Origin of the sequence: Demequina aestuarii (assembly GCF_000975095.1) — a bacterium.
Lineage (GTDB): Bacteria > Actinomycetota > Actinomycetes > Actinomycetales > Demequinaceae > Demequina > Demequina aestuarii.
This window is the reverse complement of sequence record NZ_BBRD01000001.1, coordinates 1175376-1193818: the sequence shown is the minus strand read 5'-3', so window position 1 is coordinate 1193818 and position 18443 is coordinate 1175376. Positions and strand designations below refer to the sequence as shown.

The window sequence follows — 18443 nt, the reverse complement described above, 5'->3', positions numbered from 1 at the left end:
ACACCACGGCGAGGCGCGGATCGTCACTCCTGGGACACGCCGGTGCGACAGCGTGTCGCGCTGTCAGCCGCCCGACACCGCGCCGGACTTGACCAGCGACACATTTCCGCGTCGATGCCTCACGGCGAACTCAGGGTGCGCGGCGAGGAACTCATCCGTGGCCGCCCGGCACCCGTCGTAATCCAGGTAGTCGTCGAGCACGATGATGCCGCGGGGCGAGACCAGCGGCGCGATCGCATCGAGGCAGTAACGAACCGGGTCGTACCAGTCGCAGTCCACGTGGGCGAGCGCGATGGCCTGCACGGACGGCGCCGCGAGCGGCCAGCCCTCGTCGAAGAGGCCCGGATGCAGGGCGATGCGGCCGCCGTCGACGGGAAGTCCGTGGCGGGCGAAACTCGCCTTGACGGTGCCCAGCAGATCGGGCAGGTAGCCGTAGTACTCGTCTCCGCGGATTCCCGTCGACAACCCGGAGGCGATGACCTCGTAGCGCTGCTGGGCACGATCACCGTCCTTGTCGCTCGACGGAGGCGGGATCAGCCCGAACAGGTCGAACCCGTGGAAGGCGCGGGTGTCGGCCGTGTGCGACAGCGCGATCGCCGAGCCGCCGAGCGCGATGCCGAACTCGACGACGTCTCCCGGCACGGTGGCCGCGTCCACGTCGCGCACCGCGCGCTGGAGCTCGAGCATCTTGATGGGCGACAGGTACGTGAGCCTCTCCCGAATGACGGTGCGGGCGATGGGCGGCAGCTGGGCGAAGGCCCACGCCTCGCCGGGAGCCCGGCCGATGCGTCGAGCGCGTGCGAGCATGCCGGCTGCGTTGATTGCCACGCCTCACACGTTAGGCGACTTCTGGCGCATCGGCCGGATGTCGCGCGAGGGGTGAGGTGAGCATCGGCCCTGCTCAGTCCTGCGCCGGACGGAGACCGAGGGGCGGACGCACTCTCGACCCCGCGTTCTGCCTTGCCGAGGGCGGGCCTTCTGCGGGTGGGCGGCCCAGGTCTCGAAGCACCGAACCATGAGGTGCGAACGCCTGGGTGCCTCAGCGACCACCCTGGAACCAGCCTTCGACGCTCGGCCACAGCGACGCGCCTATGTCGCCGGACCGCGGCGTGCCAACGCGGCTGCCAAGTACGGCGCGGTGCGGCTCTCTGACGACGTCGCCACCGCTTCGGGCGTTCCCTGCGCCACCACCGAGCCACCCGCGTCGCCCGCACCTGGCCCGAGATCCATCACCCAGTCCGCCTGAGCCACGATGCGCATGTCGTGTTCGACCATGATGACGGTGTTGCCCGCGTCGACAAGATGCTGAAGATGCCGCAGCAGTCGGTCGGCGTCGGCCGGGTGAAGTCCCGACGTCGGCTCGTCGAGCAGATAGAGAGTGTCACCGGTCGACGCCCGCCGCAGCTCCGACGCGAGCTTGACGCGCTGCGCCTCACCGCCCGACAGCTCTGTGGCCGGCTGGCCGAGCGACACGTACCCAAGCCCCACGTCGATGAGCGCGTCGAGGTGACGGACCAGGTCGGGGTCATCGAAGGCAGCGCGTGCCGCAGTGACGCTCATGGCGAGAACGTCGGCGACCGTGCGACCGTCGAGTTCGATCTCCAGAGTCTCGGCGTTGAATCGCGTGCCGCCGCACGTCGCGCACGGCGCCTGAACGGTCGGCAGGAACAGCAGCTCGATCTCCATCGTGCCTTCGCCCTTGCAGGTGGGGCAGCGACCGCTCGGTCGGTTGAACGAGAACCGGCCGGCGCCGTAGCGCCGGCGACGAGCCTCCGGCGTCGCGGCGAAGAGGGTCCGCACCCGGTCGAAGAGCCCGGTGTATGTCGCGACGTTCGAACGAGGAGTGCGGCCGATGGGGCGCTGACTGACCTGGACGACCCGACTCACCCTGTCGTCCGCAACGATGGCACGCCCCGTCGTGCGCTCGGGGGACGGCGAGAGCAGCAGGTCGCTGGTGCCCTCGGCCCGGGCATCGGCTTCGCCTCGGCCGCTGTCGGCCGAGTCGGCATGTGCCTCGACCTCTGCCTCGGAACCCAAGAGGTCGGGAACCGCCCGCGTGACGAGCGTTGACTTGCCGGAGCCGGAGACGCCGGTGACCGCAGTGAGCACGCCGAGGGGAAAGCTCACCGACAGTCCCCTCACGTTGTTGCGGGTGACGTCGACGAGCTCGAGTGACGCGTGGGAGGTGCGCCGGACCAGCCGGGCATCGGCCGAAGGATCACCGTCGTCGAACAGGTACCGGCGCGTCGCCGATTCCTCGGCCCCGTGCAGCCCTTCTGGCTCCCCTGAATACACGACGGTGCCGCCGGAGGCCCCAGCGCCCGGCCCGATGTCGACGATCCAGTCCGCTGCTCGGATGACATCGAGCGAGTGCTCGACGAGAAAGACCGTGTTGCCCGCGGTCTTGAGCGACGCGAGGACACCCACGAGCGCCTCGGTGTCGGCAGGGTGAAGACCGGCCGAGGGCTCGTCGAGCACGAACACCACCCCGAACAGCTGCGACAGCACCTGGGTGGCGAGGCGCATGCGCTGGAGCTCCCCCGACGAGAGCGTTGGCGTGCTCCGATCGAGCGAGAGGTATCCGAGCCCCAGGTCGGCAAGCGGCGCGATGCGCGCCAGTGCCTCCTTGGCGAGCCGCTGCGCGGCGAGTCTGCGCTCCGGCGCCACGGGCGCGTTCTCGTTGAGCGGCTTCCAGCGGGGATCGAGCGCGCGCTCGATCAGCGCAGCGATGTCGTCGAGCGGGAGCGCCGACAGTTCGGTGACGTCGTACCCCTCGAAGGTGACGTCGAGGGCTTCGTGCTTCAAGCGCTTTCCATGGCACTGGGGGCATGCGACGCTCACCATGAACGACGCCGCACGCTCCCGCATCCGTGCGCTCTTGGAGTTCGCGAACGTGTCGAGCACGTAGCGCTGCACGCCCACGAACGACGACATGTACGACGGCTCATCCTCGCGTTCCACGGCTGCCCACACCTGCTGCGGGGTGAGTTCCCGATAGACGGGAACCTGCGGGGTCTCGCGCGTGTACAGGGCCCAGTCCCGCCGCGATGGGGAGATCTCGCGCCACGGAACGTCAACGTCGTAGCCGAGCGACACCAGGCTGTCGCGCAACTGCTGACCGTGCCACGCGCTCGGCCATGCGGCGAGCGCGCCGTCTCGGATCGAAAGCGAGTCGTCCGGCACCATGCGTGACTCTGGGACGTCATACACCTGTCCGAGCCCATGGCACTCCGGGCATGCGCCCTGCACCGTGTTCGTCGAGAAGTCTTCCGCGAGCAGCATCGGCGCGCCATCGGGGTAGGTCCCCACCCGCGACATCACCATCCGGACGACGTTGGCGATGGTCGTCGCGCTGCCGACCGTGGAGCGCGCGTTGCCGCCAGAGCGCTGTTGTTGCAGCGCGACGGCGGGAGGCAGCCCGTCGATCGCGTCGACATCGGGAGTGCTGACCTGGCTCATCAGCCGCCGCGCGTAGGGCGCGACCGACTCGAAGTAGCGACGCTGAGACTCGGCGTAGATGGTGGCGAAAGCCAGAGAGCTCTTGCCGGAGCCGGACACGCCGGTGAACGCGACAATCGCGTCGCGGGGGATGTCGACGTCGACGTTGTCGAGATTGTGAGTTCTCGCGCCGCGGATCCGGACCCCGTCCGTACCTGGTGCTGGGCGTGCGGGATCTGCCTGTGGCACGGATGTCCTCCTCGCGTCGTGTGTCGTCACCCGGCATCGAGCAGCCCGGGCATGTCTCCCACCCCCAACGCAGAGACCACTCCCGTCAGTCCCGCTTGGCGGAATCCCCGGAGATTCGGGCCGACGGAGGGGGCGACCCTGCCGTCCGGTGGCCCTGCTTCTCCACAGAGGAAGAACACGGCACACGCCACCGTGAGACGAGCACGGAAGCCAGTGTTCAGTCCACATTCACTGCACACGACCTGTGCACCGAGCGCGGGCGGCACGTGCCGCGCGGGTGCCTCGCGTCCGACTCCCACGCCTCGTCGAGCGCGAGGTCCATGCGCACGAGGAGCTCGTCACCCGCCTCGCACTTCATGTCGTTACGCGGATCCTCGTGAGCGATATCCGTGCCAGCCGTCGTCGCGTCTCTGCAGCGTCGAACGTCTTTGGGCGGAGGTGCTGCGCGTCGCGGAGCCACTGGATCTTCGGAAGGATGCCATCCTTGGTGCACTCAAGATGCTGAGCGACGCCCTTGATCGCTGAGCGTGCGAGCATGCCGGCTGCGTTGGCTGCCACGCCTCACACGTGGGGCGACTTCCGGCGCATCGGCCGGATGCGGTCTTCGGCGAGTTGCTGTGCCTCGATGGAGCGCCCCCTCGTCATCGCACCGGGCATCGGTAGGCAGCAGCATCCTGCTGCTGCCTACCGATGCAGGGTCATTCGGTCGGCGAGTCGCGACGGGTGCGACGTCCTGCGATCACCAGGCCGAGGCCCAGCGCCAGAAGAGCGACGGCCGTGGCCGCTGCACCGAGCGAGACGTCGGCGGCTCCGGACTCGGCGAGCTCATCTCCGTCGCCGCTGCCTTGCGCCTCCGCGTCGACCGGCGCGGTGGGCTCGGGAGTGGTCGACGGCTCGGGAGTCACGGTGGGTTCCGGCTCGGGCGCGGCATTCACGATGACGTTCCCCGACGCCGCGTTCTCGCCAAGGTTGTCCTCGTCGGACACCAAGGCGGGCTCGGTGGTCGCGAGCGACTGCACAGCGAACCCAGAGGACATCGTGCCGAAGGTGTTCCCCGTCGAGGTGATCGACCCCTCCTCCGCCAGCAGCACGCCGTCGCCGACCGCGATACCGATGTTTGCCGACGTGATCGAGTTGCCGGAGATCACGATCTCGGTGAGATCGGGTCCGGAGGGCGCGATCCACGCACTCTCGTTGCCGGTGTAGCCCGCCGTGAACTGCACAGCGTGGCGGCCGATCGTGCCGAAGGAGTTGCCGTCGATCGTGAGACCTGTGACGTTGTTGCCTCCCACATAAACGGCACTGGAACTGCTGGAGGTCACGGTGTTGTCGGAGAAGGTCACGTTGGACGAGGGGCCGTCGGTGAGCGCCTGTCCGATCGCGATGAGCACCAGCGCGTTCTGCACCGAGTTGAACGTGTTGCCGGTGATCGAGACGTCGTCGCTGCCCTCGCCCACGTTGACACCACCTCCGGTGCCATTGGAGGTGATCGTGTTGCCCGTCACCTCGATCGCCGCAGACTTGTACACCCACACGGCGGAGAATCCGTCCACGTCGAAGCCGTCGAACACGTTGTTCGACACCACTGTGGCGTCACCCCCGACGACGCTGTCGATGAAGACTCCCTGACCGGACGTTCCACCGCCGTCGAACGAGTTCTCCGTGATCTGCGAACCCTCAGCGCCTGCGCCTGCCTGGATGACACGGTCACCGCCGCTGAGTGCGAAACCGGAGATCGACGTGGGGGCACTGAGCAGCCAATCACCGACCACCGACGTCGTCCCCGCGCCGTCGCCGACGATGGAGAGCTGCTTGTCCACTGTCACGTCTTCTGTGTACGAGCCCGCTGCGACCGTGACGACGTCGCCCGGAGTGGCGGCTGCGACCGCGGCGGAGATGCTGGCGAAGTCAGCGGGTCCGTCATCGTCCACCGTCAGCGTCGCGGCGCTGGCCGTCGTCGCGCTGACGAGCGTGAGTCCCGCGGCGGCGACAGCGATGAGCGCTGCCACGGAAAAGGGCCGGGTGGCCATGGAGTCGTGTGAGAGTACGGCTGTATGCATCGAATTCTTGTCCCTCGATCGGCGAAGAAGCCCACTGGTCACTGTCGGCTCCACGCCAACAATAGGGCAACTAGCAGGTATTTCGCTACGTTCTCGAGATGAATAATGTCGTTCGGGGACGAGAGCCGCACGTGGACGGGAAATTCGTGCGCACCGCCGCCACAGCAGGAGGGCCGTCAGGTCAGGATGACGCGTCCCGCGGCTCCTCGGGTGCCACATGCAGAAAGCCCTGGCACCCATCGGCGAGAAGGGATACCAGGGCTTTCTACGAGTGGGCGATACTGGGTTCGAACCAGTGACCTCTTCCGTGTGAAGGAAGCGCGCTACCACTGCGCCAATCGCCCCGAGCGAGAACAATAGTAGCGCGTCCCCGCGGCCACCAGCGCACACCCCCGGAGCGTTGCCCCCACGAGCGTGCGAGAGCTCTCACGCGTATGCCCTGATGAACGCCCGTCCGAGCGCGAGACCCATCGCTTGACGGACTGACGGCGGGACCAGCCGAGCGGGGCCGCGCTGCGCCGCCGGAGGCGCGAGGAACAGCGTGCCCGCGGACCGTTCACCGCGACGCGGGGGTCCAGGCGAGAGTGGTCTGGTCAGGCGGTCAGGTGGTCACGAGGAGCGACGCGGCGCCGGATCGGAGTCGCGCTCGGCGTTGAGCTCGAACAGCGCGCCCAGCCGGCGCAGCAGTCGACCTGCGGCGAGGTCGTGGCCATCCAGGCTCGCCACGTGCTGAACGCCGCGCGTCGAGGACGTCACCGCGAGGTGGGCGCGGCCCTCGATCGCGGCGTCCAGCACTCCCATGGTGAGCTCTCCGGGCGCCGCAACGCGGATCGGCATCCCCGCCTGCGCGGCCCACTCGAGGGCGAGCCCACGCGTGATACCCGGAAGACAGCCAGACGCAAGCGGCGGCGTGACGATCTCCTCATCGACCTCGACGAAGACATTGGTCGCCGTGCCTTCACACAGGTTGCCGTGGGTGTTCGCGACGATGGCCTCGTCCGCACCCTTGTCACGCGCGTAGGCCGCCATCACGGCATTCTCGCCGTACGACGTGGACTTCACCCCTGCGAGCGGCGAGCGCTCGTTGCGGTGCCAGGGTGCGCGTACGGCGTGACACACATGGGGGCGAGGCGCTTGCCCCCCGGTCACCACCACGGTCTGCGGCCCGTCGCCGCGTACCGAGCTCATCGGGCCCTGACCCGAGGTGACCGTCACGCGCAGGCGGGTCAGTGCTCCCGCGCCAGCCTCCATCACCGCAGCGATGCCCGCGCGGACCGCGTCCGCATCGGGCTGCGCCAGGCCGATGCGCTCGGACGAGTACCGCAGACGCGCGAGGTGCCGGGTGACGGCGAAGGGCCGGCCGTCGCGGACGGCCAGAGTCTCGAAGATGCCGTCCCCCACGGTGAGTCCATGATCCGTCGCGGTCACGATCGGCTCTCCCGGCGCGCGCAGGGAGCCGCCGGCCCACACGATCACGCTCATGAGTGGAGTATCCCGGCTGATGCCAGGCCGATCAACCTGCTGGCCTTCAACTCCGTCTCTTCCCACTCGCCTGCGGGGTCGGAGCCCCACGTGATGCCGGCGCCGGTCCCGAACCGCAGCCGACCGTCGCGCCACCAGAAGGTGCGGATGCCGACCGCGAGTTCGGCGCGCCGCGCGTCCGCGTCGATCCAGCCGATGGCCCCACAGTAGGGGCCTCGTGGCGCCCTCTCCTCGCGCGCGATGATGCGCAGGGCCGACGATTTGGGCGCGCCCGAGACCGACCCTGGCGGGAACGTGCCGTCGAGCAGCGCGGGCCACATGGGCGCAGTCCACGAGTAGCGGGGCGCGAGCGATGCCTCGACCGTCGACTCGAGATGCGTCAGGCCAGGGTGCTGATGCTCCGCGAGCAGCTCAGGGACGGTCACGGACCCGGGCTGAGCGACGTGGGAGAGATCGTTGCGCACCAGGTCGGTGATCATCACGTTCTCGGCGGTGTCCTTGTCGAGCATCGCGACTCCGGGCGCCGCCGTGCCCTTGATCGGCGACGAGCGCAGCCTGTCGCCCTCGACGCCCAGATACAGCTCCGGCGACGCGGACACGATCCAGGCCCCGGGGTGCGCGTCGCCTGCGGGAATCACGATGCGACTGGCGTAGCGCGCGGGATTGCCGATCGCGAGCCGTTCGCTGAGCGCCACCGCATCCGGCCCTTCCGGCCCCGCAGAGAGCGGCGCGCTCAGGACGCGACAGAGATTCACCTGGTAGACAGTGCCGTTGCGAATGTCCTCACGAATGCGCGAGACGCCCCCCATGTACGCGTCGCGGGACAGGGAGGTCGTCCACGCATCGGCCGCAGGGCCCTGCCACTCACGGCCCGACGGTGGTGCGGGGCTCGCCTCGACGCCGCCGGCATCGACACGGTCGACCTCGCCCATGCGCCACGCATCGATGCGCCCGTCGAAGTCGCCCACCACGACCCAGAATCCGCCGGCGGAGAGCCGATGCCCGTCAACGCGGGCATCGATGTGCTCGACCACCTCTCGTGCACGGACGCCACGGAACTCGGCGCTGCCCAGTGCTCGTTCGTCGTGTGCCCGTGTCACGAGCACCACGCTATCGGCAGCCGCCTGGAGTCTCGTCTCGCCCGCCACGCCGTGAGTCCCGGCGTTTTGTGTTGGGCCGAGAAGTCGGCTAGAGTTCCAATCTCGTCAGGGCAATAGCCCGGACGAAATGCGGACGTGGCTCAGTGGTAGAGCATCACCTTGCCAAGGTGAGGGTCGCGGGTTCGAATCCCGTCGTCCGCTCGGAGCGCCGGAGCCTGTGATGGCTGCGGCACTACGGTGGAGTGGCCGAGAGGCGAGGCAGCGGCCTGCAAAGCCGTATACGTGGGTTCGAATCCCATCTCCACCTCGGGCGATTGGCGCAGCGGTAGCGCGCTTCCCTGACACGGAAGAGGTCACTGGTTCGATCCCAGTATCGCCCACCATGCACACGACAGGCCGACCTTCGGGTCGGCCTTTGTCGTCTCCTCCCCCGTTCCCGTGGACACGTCACGGAGGCGGGGCCAAGATATTTCCATGGAGTGGTGGCGTTCGCGCGCGGACCTGATGCTCTTCGTCGTCTCGACGGGGCTGCTCCTCGTGGGTGCGTACTTCTGGGTGAGCGGGCCCCGACCATGGGGCGAGACCATCCTGGTAGCGGTCGCCGCGCTCGGGCTCGTGGTCTCGGCGTGGTGGATCGCCCGCGCGATTCGCAATCGTGAGTTCACCGTGGACGTGATCGCCTTCCTCGCTCTCGCGGGTGCGCTGTGGGTGGGCGAACCGCTCGCCGGCGCGGTCATCACGGTGATGCTCGCCACCGGTCAGCTGCTGGAGGACCGGGCGGCGGCGCGCGCACGTCGCGAGCTCAGTCTCCTCGTCGAGAGGGCGCCCCGCACCGCACGGCGGCTCACCGCCGACGGGCTCGACGACGTTCCTGTCGATGACGTCCGCGTCGGCGACCGGATCCTGGTGCGTACGGGCGAGGTGGTGCCCGTCGACGGGCGGCTGTCCGCCGCCGGGGTCCTCGACGAGTCGGCACTCACCGGAGAACCCATGCCAGTGGAGAGGCCCGCTGGGGACCAGGTGCGCAGCGGCGTGGTGAATGCCGGCCCGCCCGTGGAGCTCAGGGCGACGGCTACTGCGACCGAGTCCACGTACGCCGGAGTGGTGCGACTCGTCCAGCAGGCGCAGGCCTCGTCGGCCCCATTCGTGCGCGCCGCCGACAGGGTCGCCATCATCTTCGTCCCGCTCACACTCGTGCTCGCCGTGGGGGCGTGGGCGCTGTCAGGAGATTCGGTGCGGGCCGTCGCCGTGCTCGTGGTCGCCACGCCGTGCCCCCTCCTGCTCGCCGCCCCCATCGCCATCATGTCGGGGCTGTCGCGCGCTGCTCGGATCGGCGTCGTCATCAAAGGCGGCGGTGCGCTCGAGCGACTGGCCGCCGGTCGCATCATGCTCTTCGACAAGACCGGAACCCTCACCCAGGGACAGCCTGCGCTGTCCGATGTAGTCATGGCGAGCACCGATGTGGACGCGACCGAGGTCCTTCGCCTCGCCGCGTCGCTCGACCAGGTCTCCACGCATGTGCTGGCGAGCGCAATCGTCACTGCGGCGGTGCAGCGTGACCTGGAGCTGGAGCTCCCCACGGAGGTGCGAGAGGAGCACGGCTACGGACTGAGCGGCCGCGTGGGATCCCACGATGTCCGTCTCGGCAAGGCCGCCTGGATCATGGGCGACACCCCGCCAGCATGGGCGCGTCAGGTGCGCCGCAGGGTGGACCTCGATGGGTCGCTGTCCGTGTTCGTCGCCGTGGACGGCGTGCCTGCGGGTGCGTTTCTTCTCGAGGACCCGATACGTCCCGACGCCCCCCGCATGGTGAGGGCCCTGCGCGAGGCGGGAATCACACGCGTCGTCCTGGTGACCGGGGACAGGGCGGACGCCGCAGGAGCGGTGGGACGGATCGTGGGGGTCGACACCGTGCTCGCCGACAGGGACCCCGCCGACAAGCTCGCCGCCATCACCCTCGAGTCGGACGGAGCCGCCACCATCATGGTCGGCGACGGCGTCAACGACGCCCCGGCGCTCGCAGCGGCCGGAGTCGGGGTCGCGCTGGCATCGCACGGGGCCACCGCATCCTCCGAGGCGGCCGACGTCGTGCTGACCGTGGACAGGATCGACGCCCTCGCCGACGCGATCCTCATCGCCCAGCGCTCGAGGCGCGTGGCGTTCCAGGCTGTGACCGTGGGCATGGGGCTCTCGTTGGTAGCGATGGTGGTCGCCGCCCTGGGATACCTGCCCCCCACCGCCGGCGCGCTCCTTCAGGAAGTGATCGACGTTCTCGCGATCGCGATCGCACTGCGCGCTGTGCTGCCAGGACGGACGCACACGGTCACGATGCCTGCCCTCGACATCGAGACTGCGCGCCAGCTCAGGGCCGAGCACGACGCCACGCTCGCCGTCGTCGAGCAGATACGCGCGGTGGCCGATGCGCTCACCTCGGAACGCAGCAGCCTTGCGCCGGTCAGCGCCCTTCACCAACGTCTCGAGACCGACCTGCTCCCCCACGAACGCGCTGATCAGGCGCTTCTCCTGCCACTGATGAGCAGAGCGTTGGGGGGTGCGGACGCCACCGCGACCCTGAGTCGCACTCACGCCGAGATCGAACACCAGGTCGGTCGTCTGGGGCGGCTGCTCGCCGGGCTCGAGCGGGACGCTCGCGAGGGACAGACGGGCGAGACCGGCGCGGCAGCGCCGGAGGACGTCGTGGAGCTGCGCCGCCTCCTCTACGGCCTCTACGGAATCCTGCGCCTGCACAACGCGCAGGAAGAGGAGGGTGCGTTCAGCCTCGTCCCCACGGCACACTCCCCGAGGTCTTGACCGGTACCGCTCTCCCGGGATCGGTTAGCGCACCAGCTCCCCCACGTCGACGCGCGCCTCGAGCCGGTTCCCCGGGCCTGGCAGGGGGCACACCCAGTCACTCGAGTACGCGCACGAGGGCTGGAACGCGAAGTTGAGGTCCACCACGAGCGCGTCCGAGTCGCCGCCCAGGTCCGCACCCTTGACCGTGTCGAGGACGTAGCGCCCTCCCCCATAGGTGGTGTCCCCCGCTCCTCCGTCGCGCAACGGCAGGAAGACTCCCCCGCCGTAAGAGTCGAGCCACCACACGTCGAGGTCCCCCAGCCCGGGAAGCGACACGCGGCCGATGCGCTCGAACGGCACCAGACCGTCGCTGGGTGTCGGCACCTCGCGGCGTTCGCGCTCCGCCTCGTCGACCGGCACCACGAACCGGTAGTCCGGGTCATAGGCGCCGATGCGGGCGCGAAAGCCCTCGCGGTCGCCCTCCGGCACGGGGGTGGCGGGGTGCGTCGCCAGGAGTCGATCGCGGCCATCGATCCAGAGCCGATGCGCGGCCGCGGGGTCCTCGTGCGTCCGTACCGCGGCATAGAGATCAAAGACTTGTCGGCGCCAGTCGCGCACGTGCCAGGAGTAGTTCATCCCTCGACGCTACCCGCGAGTGCTACGCGGCGGCGACGAGGGCGTCGACTCCCGCTGACAGCTCGGCGGCGACCCTGTCCGGGTCGCCTGACACGTAGCCCTCCACCAGCGCTCCGTCGCGAAGCATCATGACTTGGCGGGCGACCCGCTCCGGCTCCGCGACGCCCCGTGACACGAGTGCCGCCGTGATGGCCCCGATCATCCACGCGCGGAAGCGCGCCACGACCTCGCGCACGGCGTGATCGGGATCCGCGTACTCCGCTGCGGCATTGATGAAGGGGCAGCCCCTGAAGCCTGGTCGGCAGATCTCCTCGGCAAGCGCAGCGGACCACTGCCCGGGCGTGGCTCCCTCGCCAGCGTCGGCCACCGCTCGCTGCACCCGGTCGAGCTCGGCCTCGAGATACGCGACCACGAGATCGTCCTTGGTGGGAAAGTGACGGTAGAACGTCACCTTGGACACTCCGGCGTCGGCCATGACGCGGTCCGCGCTGACGGCCCGGATGCCGTGCGACGTGAACTCGGACACCGCTGCACGGAGAATCGCCGCGCGCGCCTGCCCGCGCATCGTGCCTGTGGCCATGACCGCCTCCATCCGATGTGACAAGCCGGGAATGCCCTCCAGGCTACTCGCGTTCCTATGTAGACTGACTAGTACCCCAACAAGCGCAGCATCCAAGAAACAGAGTCGTGATCGCCATGACCACCAAGCCGAAGGTCTTCTACACCGCCACTGCCACCGCCACGGGGGACGGCCGCAACGGCCACGTCGCCACGGACGATCAGCTCCTGGACCTCGACCTCGCGACGCCCAAGCCCTTCACCAAGGCAGAGCGCACCAATCCCGAGCAGCTGTTCGCCGCCGGGTACGCCGCGTGCTTCAACTCCGCGATCGGCCAGGCGGCGAAGCAGCTCAAGGTCACGGTCGACGACTCGACGGTGACCGGCAAGGTGGGCATCGGCGCGCTGGGGCTCACCGGAGGGTTCGGACTCGCCGTCACGCTCGAGGTTCACCTGGTGGGCGTCGACGACGAGACCGCTCGCCGGGTCGCCGACAGGGCCCACGAGGTGTGCCCGTACTCGAACGCCACCCGGGGAAATATCCCCGTCGACGTCACGGTTACCACCAGCTGAAAGCAACGCGCGTCCCTGCGGATCTGGGATGATGGCCATGACCGCAACGAACAGGGACGCGACTTGATGACTGACGTCACTCACGAACGCACGCGACGGGCCGGGCACCGCCTCGATGCGCCGGTGCCGAACTCGACCTACCGACTCCAGCTCAGCGCGGACTTCACCTTCGCCGATGCGGCGGAGCACTTGGAGTACTTCGTCTCGCTCGGAGTGAGCCACCTCTATCTGTCGCCCGTGCTCGAGGCGGCCCCCGGCTCGACGCACTTCTACGACGTGGTGGACCACTCCCGGATCGCTGAGTCGCTGGGCGGCATCGACGCGCTCCGCGAGCTCTCGTGGAAGGCGGGCGAGCACGGCCTCGGCCTCATCGCCGACGTGGTTCCCAACCACATGGCGGTCCCCACGCCCGCCTTCCACAACAAGGCGCTGTGGTCGGTGCTCGCGCACGGCGAGGAGTCCGATCACGCGCATTGGTTCGACGTGGACTGGTCGAGCGGCGACCCCGTGCTCATGCCCGTGCTCGGCCAGCGCATCGGCACGGTGCTCGCGGCGGACGAGCTGCACCTCGACACCATGGTCGTGCCGGGCTTCGAGGATGCGGGCGAGGTCCACGTGCTGCGGTACTTCGAGCACGTGTTCCCCGTGCGCGAGGGCACCGAGAACCTGCCGATGGCGGATCTGGTCGACCAGCAGCACTACCGACTCGCCTACTGGCGGGTGGCCAACGAGGAACTGAACTATCGGCGCTTCTTCGACGTCGGGTCCCTCGTGGCCGTACGCGTCGAGGACGAGGACGTGTTCGAGGCCACCCACCGCGTGATCGTCGATCTCGTCAAGGACGGCACGCTGCAAGGCCTGCGCATCGACCACCCCGACGGTCTCGCTGACCCCGCGGGCTACCTCGCACGTCTTCACGATGCGACCGATGGCGCGTGGGTGGTCGTCGAGAAGATCCTTGAGGGCGACGAGCAGCTCCCGCGGTCGTGGCGCACCGCGGGCACCACGGGTTACGACGCCGCATGGCGCGTGGGCGCGCTGCTGCGGGACCCAGCCGGCTCGTCTCCGCTCGCCGGGACCCTTCACCGCCTCACGGGCGACGCGATGGGCACCCTGCCGGACATGATCTCCGAGGCCAAGCTCGAGATCGTCAAGGAGTCCCTGTCGAGCGAGGTGCACCGCCTCGCGACCATCGCCCACACCGTGTGCCACACCGACGTGCGGCTGCGCGACCACACGTGGCGGTCCCTGTACGACTGCCTGCGCACTCTGCTCGTCGAGTTCGACCGTTACCGTGCCTACGTCGTGGCCGGCGTCCCGCCCAAGCCGCCGTCGCTCGAGGCCATCGACCACGCCGCCGAGCGTGCACAGGCGCACCTTGACCCCGAGCGTCACGAGACCCTCGATGTGGTGGTCGACCTCCTCAAGGGCGCCGAGGTCGGCTCTGCCGGCCGCACGGACGACAAGAACCGGCGCGAGCTCATCACGCGTTTCCAGCAGGCCTGCGGTGCCGTGATGGCCAAGGGCGTCGAGGACACCGCGTACTACCGCTGGACCCACCTGCTTCCGCTGTGCGAGGTCGGCTCCCCCGCCGGCCGATTCGCGCTGCCCCCCTCGGGCTTCCACGCCTGGGCCGACGAGCAGCAGATCGCCTATCCCCACGCGATGACATGCCTCACCACGCATGACACGAAGCGGTCCGAGGACGTTCGCGCCCGTCTGGGAGTGCTGTCAGAGGCCGCCGACGAGTGGGACGTCACCGTCACGCACCTCCAAGAGGCCGCATCTCGAATCCGTCCCTCCCTGATGGATGGCCGCATGGAGAACCTGTGGTGGCAGACGCTGGTGGGCACGTCCGACGAACACGGATTCATGGACTGGGACCGGCTCGAGGGATACCTCGTCAAGGCCATGCGCGAGTCGAAGACTCACACCACGTGGACCGCCGTCGACGCCGACTACGAATCGGCAGTGCTGTGGTTCGCGCAGTCCACTCACACGGACCCGGCCATCCGCGACATCGTCCTCGCGTGGCACAGGTCGGTGGCGATCGGCACCCGCGCCGCGATCCTGTCGATGAAGCTGATCCAACTCACGATGCCCGGGGTTCCGGACGTCTACCAGGGCACTGAGATGGTCGCTCCGTCACTGGTGGACCCCGACAACCGGCGCCCGGTGGACTTCGCGGCCCGCGCATCAGCGCTCCGCAAGGTGACCGGCCGCGCAAAGCCGAAGACCCTCGACGAGGAGAAGCTGCTGGTCACCGCGCGCGCCGTGCAGGCACGCCGAGACCATCCCGAGGCGTTCATCGGCGACCACGCGGGGTACCACCCGCTCGCCGCATCGTCCGGCCATGCAGTCGTGTACGCACGCACGGTCGGGGACGAGCCGCAGGTCATCACGGTGGCGACCCGCTTGGGTCTCGACCTCGAGAGGCTGGGCGGCTGGCGCGAGCACACAGTGACCCTGCCCGATGGCCGCTGGCGTGACGTGCTGTCCGGCCGCGAGTTCGAGGGCGGCAACGTCGACCTGCACGACCTGCTGCCCGCCATGCCGGTGGCGCTGCTGGTGGCCGCCTGATGCGCGCACGCGTGTGGGCGCCCACGGCCGATGCGGTCGTGGCGGTGATCGGGGCACCCGACTCCGAGCGCGTCCGCGAGCCGATGACCCGCGGCGAGGACGGCTGGTGGAACGGACCCGAGCTGGCGCACGGCACCGACTATGCGTACGAGGTCGACGGCGAAGGACCGTGGCCGGACCCGCGCTCGGCGCAGCAGCCGTATGGCGTCCACGGACCGTCACGCGTGTTCGAGACCGGCCTGCACCGCTGGCAGGACGACGGCTGGCAGGGTGTCGACGCTCTGGGAGCGGTCTTCTACGAGATGCACGTCGGCACATTCACCCCCACGGGAACCCTTGACGCCGCGATCGTGCAGCTGCCAGATCTGAAGGCCACCGGCGTGGACATCGTGGAACTCATGCCCGTCGCAGGCTTTCCTGGCCGGCATGGCTGGGGATACGACGGCGTGGCGCTCTACGCGGTCCACGAGGCGTACGGCGGTCCGGCGGCGCTGCAGCGGTTCGTCGACGCCGCTCACCGCGCCGGCCTGGGAGTCTGCCTCGACGTGGTCTACAACCACCTGGGCCCCGACGGGAACTACCTGAGCAAGTTCGGCCCCTACTTCACGGATGCGCATCACACGCCGTGGGGATGGGCCGTCAACCTCGACCAGCCCCACGCTCGCGGCATGCGGGACTTCATCCGCGACAACGTGTCGCGATGGCTGACGGACTTCCGCATCGACTGCCTGCGGCTGGACGCCGTGCACGAGCTGCAGGACGACTCCGAGGTGCACATTCTGGCGCAGCTCTCCGACGACACGTCCGCGCTCTCCGACCGGCTGGGGCGGCCGCTGTCCCTGGTCGCCGAGTCCGACCTCAACGACGTCCGCATGGTGGTCCCCACGGCCGAGGGCGGCTACGGCATGACCGCCCAGTGGGCCGACGACGTCCACCACGCGATTCACGCCTACCTCACCGGCGAGCGCCACGGCTACTACGTCGACTTCGGCAGCATCGAGGCACTCGACAAGGTGTACCGCGACGCGTTCTGGCACGACGGCACCTACTCGCCGTTCCGCGGCATGGAGTGGGGAGCACCCGTGCCTGCGGAGATGGACCGCCGGCGGTTCGTCGTGTGCGCCTCGAACCACGATCAGGTGGGCAACCGCGCGATCGGCGACCGGCCGGCATCGACGCTCTCCCCCGGCGCCCAGGCGACATCGCTCGCCCTGGTGCTGCTCGGCCCCTTCACGCCGATGCTGTTCATGGGCGAGGAGTACGGAGAGACGCGCCCGTTCATGTTCTTCACGGACCACGACGAGCCGCTGGGCAGCGCCGTGTCGGAAGGGCGCATGAGCGAGTTCGCCGGCCACGGCTGGGAAGATCTCTATGGCGGCGAGGTGCACGTTCCCGACCCCCAGGACCGCACGACCTTCTTGCGCTCCAAGCTCGGCTCCGGCATCGGATCGTCGAGCGCGGGAAACGACGCGATCAGGGACTGGGTCGCCGAGTTGATGGCGCTGCGTTCACGTGTCGACGCGCGCGAGGCATGGGCCACCCACCCTGCGGGCGCGAGCGAGTCGGCGCCGCGCGTGCTGACCATGCACGGCCCGCTCACGGTTCATGCGAACCTCACCGACGGCCCGGTGGCCGTACCCGGCGTCGCGCCCGTCGCCACCTTCGGCGAGGTGACGGAAGCCGGCGACGGTCAGCTGCTCCTCGCGGCCGACGCCGTCGTCGTGGTTCCCGCGAGCTGAGTCATGGCGACCAGCAAGCATTGGGATGAGCACCCCACCTCGGCACTCCGTGTCAGTGAGGGCTTTCGTCTCGAGGACTTCGACCCCACCGGCAAGCCCGGGTTCTCCGGAGGGAAGAAGCAGGGCAGACGCCTGCGGAAGGAGCGGGGCACGCTGCTCGCCGAACTCCAGGAACGCCTGTTCGCCCAGGGGCGCGTGGGCGACGACCGGTCGCTGCTGCTCGTGCTCCAGGGCATGGACACCGCCGGCAAGGGCGGCATCGTCCGGCACGTGCTGGGCATGGTGGACCCGCAAGGAGTCCAGGCGCGCGGCTTCGGAGCTCCCACCGAGGAGGAACTCGAACACCATTTCCTCTGGCGCATCGAGAAGGCGCTCCCCAAGGCAGGGCACATCGGGGTCTTCGACCGTTCGCACTACGAGGACGTTCTCATCGCACGTGTCCACGAACTCGTGCCGCAGGACACCTGGGAGCGTCGGTACGACGAGATCAACGAGTGGGAGCAGCGCCTGACGGACAACGGCATCACCATCGTGAAGTGCGCTCTCATGGTCTCGCAGGACGAGCAGCTCGACCGGCTGGCCAAACGCCTCACCCGCCCGGACAAGCACTGGAAGTACAGCACGTCAGACCTGGACGAGCGCGCCTACTGGCCTGCCTACATGGAGGCGTTCCAGGCCGTGTTCGACCGCACCTCCACGGATGCCGCGCCCTGGCACGTGATCCCTTCCACACGCAAGTGGTATGCCCGGCTCGCGGTCACCGAACTGCTCACCTCTGCGCTCGAGAGCATGGACCTCACGTGGCCCACTCCTGACTACGACCTCGACGCGGAACGGGCGCGCATTGCGGATCTGCGACGGCAGGGCGAGTAGCGACGCACCGTCGAGCGTCCGTCATCCTCCCAGTGCACGGAACCCCTCGTAGACCATGAACGCGGGCCAGAAGATGCCCTGGAAGATCGCCCCCACGTGCTCCCAGAATCCCTCCGCGACCTGCCAGTAGTAGACGATCCCACCGAAGATCCCGAGGCCGTAGATGGCCCCGCCCCCGGCCGCTGCTGAGCCGTTGCTGCTCATGCCGGCTCCTTCCCTGAGTGCCCCTGTGGCATCTCCTGTCTACCAGGCACGGGCCTGGTGCGCGCGGCGTCACGCAGCCTCATGGTGGTGCTTCGCTCGTCAGTGCTAGCGTCGGGGACGTGGACCGGCGTCCGCGGGACGATCGGCCCCGTCAGCGG

General features: G+C 69.1%; 13 protein-coding genes and 4 tRNA genes. 8 read left to right on the top strand and 9 right to left on the bottom strand.

Translation table 11 applies throughout. From position 1 onward, the window contains the following. Positions 1-63 precede the first annotated feature (63 nt). The 6 genes from AOP72_RS05645 to AOP72_RS05615 all read right to left on the bottom strand — a co-directional run bounded on the left by AOP72_RS05645 (position 64) and on the right by AOP72_RS05615 (position 8329). Positions 64-828 (bottom strand): TylF/MycF/NovP-related O-methyltransferase, encoded by a 765-nt coding sequence (locus tag AOP72_RS05645; protein ID WP_062133539.1) that lies wholly within the window; start codon positions 826-828, stop codon positions 64-66. Positions 829-1089: 261 nt separating this feature from the next. Then, the gene (locus tag AOP72_RS05640; protein ID WP_062133538.1) at positions 1090-3687 is read right to left on the bottom strand and encodes an excinuclease ABC subunit UvrA; all 2598 of its coding nucleotides are present in this window, start codon (positions 3685-3687) and stop codon (positions 1090-1092) included. A gap of 698 nt (positions 3688-4385) precedes the next feature. Further along, positions 4386-5717: a right-handed parallel beta-helix repeat-containing protein gene (locus AOP72_RS05630; protein ID WP_193746363.1), complete on the bottom strand. Its 1332-nt coding sequence runs from the start codon at positions 5715-5717 to the stop codon at positions 4386-4388. Positions 5718-6019: 302 nt separating this feature from the next. Then, a tRNA-Val gene (locus AOP72_RS05625) sits at positions 6020-6091 on the bottom strand. A 265-nt stretch (positions 6092-6356) separates the two neighbouring features. Continuing rightward, the gene (locus tag AOP72_RS05620) at positions 6357-7229 is read right to left on the bottom strand and encodes an aminotransferase class IV (RefSeq protein ID WP_062133535.1); all 873 of its coding nucleotides are present in this window, start codon (positions 7227-7229) and stop codon (positions 6357-6359) included. Next, entirely contained in the window at positions 7226-8329 is a 1104-nt protein-coding gene (locus AOP72_RS05615) for a chorismate-binding protein (RefSeq protein WP_062136909.1), read from the bottom strand. The genes AOP72_RS05620 and AOP72_RS05615 overlap by 4 nt, the downstream gene beginning before the upstream one ends. 129 nt (positions 8330-8458) lie before the next feature. Here AOP72_RS05615 and AOP72_RS05610 point away from each other — a divergent pair. The 4 genes from AOP72_RS05610 to AOP72_RS05595 all read left to right on the top strand — a co-directional run bounded on the left by AOP72_RS05610 (position 8459) and on the right by AOP72_RS05595 (position 11140). Next, a tRNA-Gly gene (locus tag AOP72_RS05610) sits at positions 8459-8530 on the top strand. 35 nt (positions 8531-8565) lie between these two features. Then, positions 8566-8636, top strand: a tRNA-Cys gene (locus AOP72_RS05605). Between the two features lies 1 nt (position 8637). Next, positions 8638-8712: transfer RNA gene (locus tag AOP72_RS05600), tRNA-Val, on the top strand. 91 nt (positions 8713-8803) lie between these two features. Next, positions 8804-11140 carry a heavy metal translocating P-type ATPase gene (locus tag AOP72_RS05595; protein WP_062133534.1) on the top strand — a complete coding sequence of 779 codons (2337 nt, stop codon included), beginning with the start codon at positions 8804-8806 and terminating at the stop codon, positions 11138-11140. Positions 11141-11164: 24 nt separating this feature from the next. Here the strand turns inward: AOP72_RS05595 and AOP72_RS05590 are convergent, their stop codons facing one another. Both AOP72_RS05590 and AOP72_RS05585 read right to left on the bottom strand, forming a co-directional pair. Further along, positions 11165-11758: a DUF1684 domain-containing protein gene (locus AOP72_RS05590; RefSeq protein WP_062133532.1), complete on the bottom strand. Its 594-nt coding sequence runs from the start codon at positions 11756-11758 to the stop codon at positions 11165-11167. Between the two features lie 22 nt (positions 11759-11780). Beyond that, a complete protein-coding gene (locus AOP72_RS05585) occupies positions 11781-12338 on the bottom strand; it encodes a TetR/AcrR family transcriptional regulator (RefSeq protein ID WP_238581615.1) in 558 nt (185 codons plus the stop codon). Between the two features lie 116 nt (positions 12339-12454). Between AOP72_RS05585 and AOP72_RS05580 the strand changes: the two genes are divergently transcribed. The 4 genes from AOP72_RS05580 to AOP72_RS05565 all read left to right on the top strand — a co-directional run bounded on the left by AOP72_RS05580 (position 12455) and on the right by AOP72_RS05565 (position 18081). Next, positions 12455-12889: an organic hydroperoxide resistance protein gene (locus AOP72_RS05580; protein WP_062136905.1), complete on the top strand. Its 435-nt coding sequence runs from the start codon at positions 12455-12457 to the stop codon at positions 12887-12889. Between the two features lie 66 nt (positions 12890-12955). After that, complete coding sequence (gene treY, locus AOP72_RS05575) at positions 12956-15469, top strand: malto-oligosyltrehalose synthase (RefSeq protein WP_062133526.1); 2514 nt, start codon at positions 12956-12958, stop codon at positions 15467-15469. Beyond that, positions 15469-17208, top strand: coding sequence for a malto-oligosyltrehalose trehalohydrolase (gene treZ, locus AOP72_RS05570; protein ID WP_062133522.1), 1740 nt, complete (start codon positions 15469-15471; stop codon positions 17206-17208). The genes treY and treZ overlap by 1 nt, the downstream gene beginning before the upstream one ends. A gap of 3 nt (positions 17209-17211) precedes the next feature. Continuing rightward, positions 17212-18081, top strand: coding sequence for a polyphosphate kinase 2 family protein (locus AOP72_RS05565; RefSeq protein WP_062133519.1), 870 nt, complete (start codon positions 17212-17214; stop codon positions 18079-18081). 21 nt (positions 18082-18102) lie between these two features. Here AOP72_RS05565 and AOP72_RS05560 read toward each other — a convergent pair whose 3' ends face one another. Next, entirely contained in the window at positions 18103-18285 is a 183-nt protein-coding gene (locus AOP72_RS05560) for a hypothetical protein (RefSeq protein WP_062133516.1), read from the bottom strand. Positions 18286-18443 lie beyond the last annotated feature (158 nt).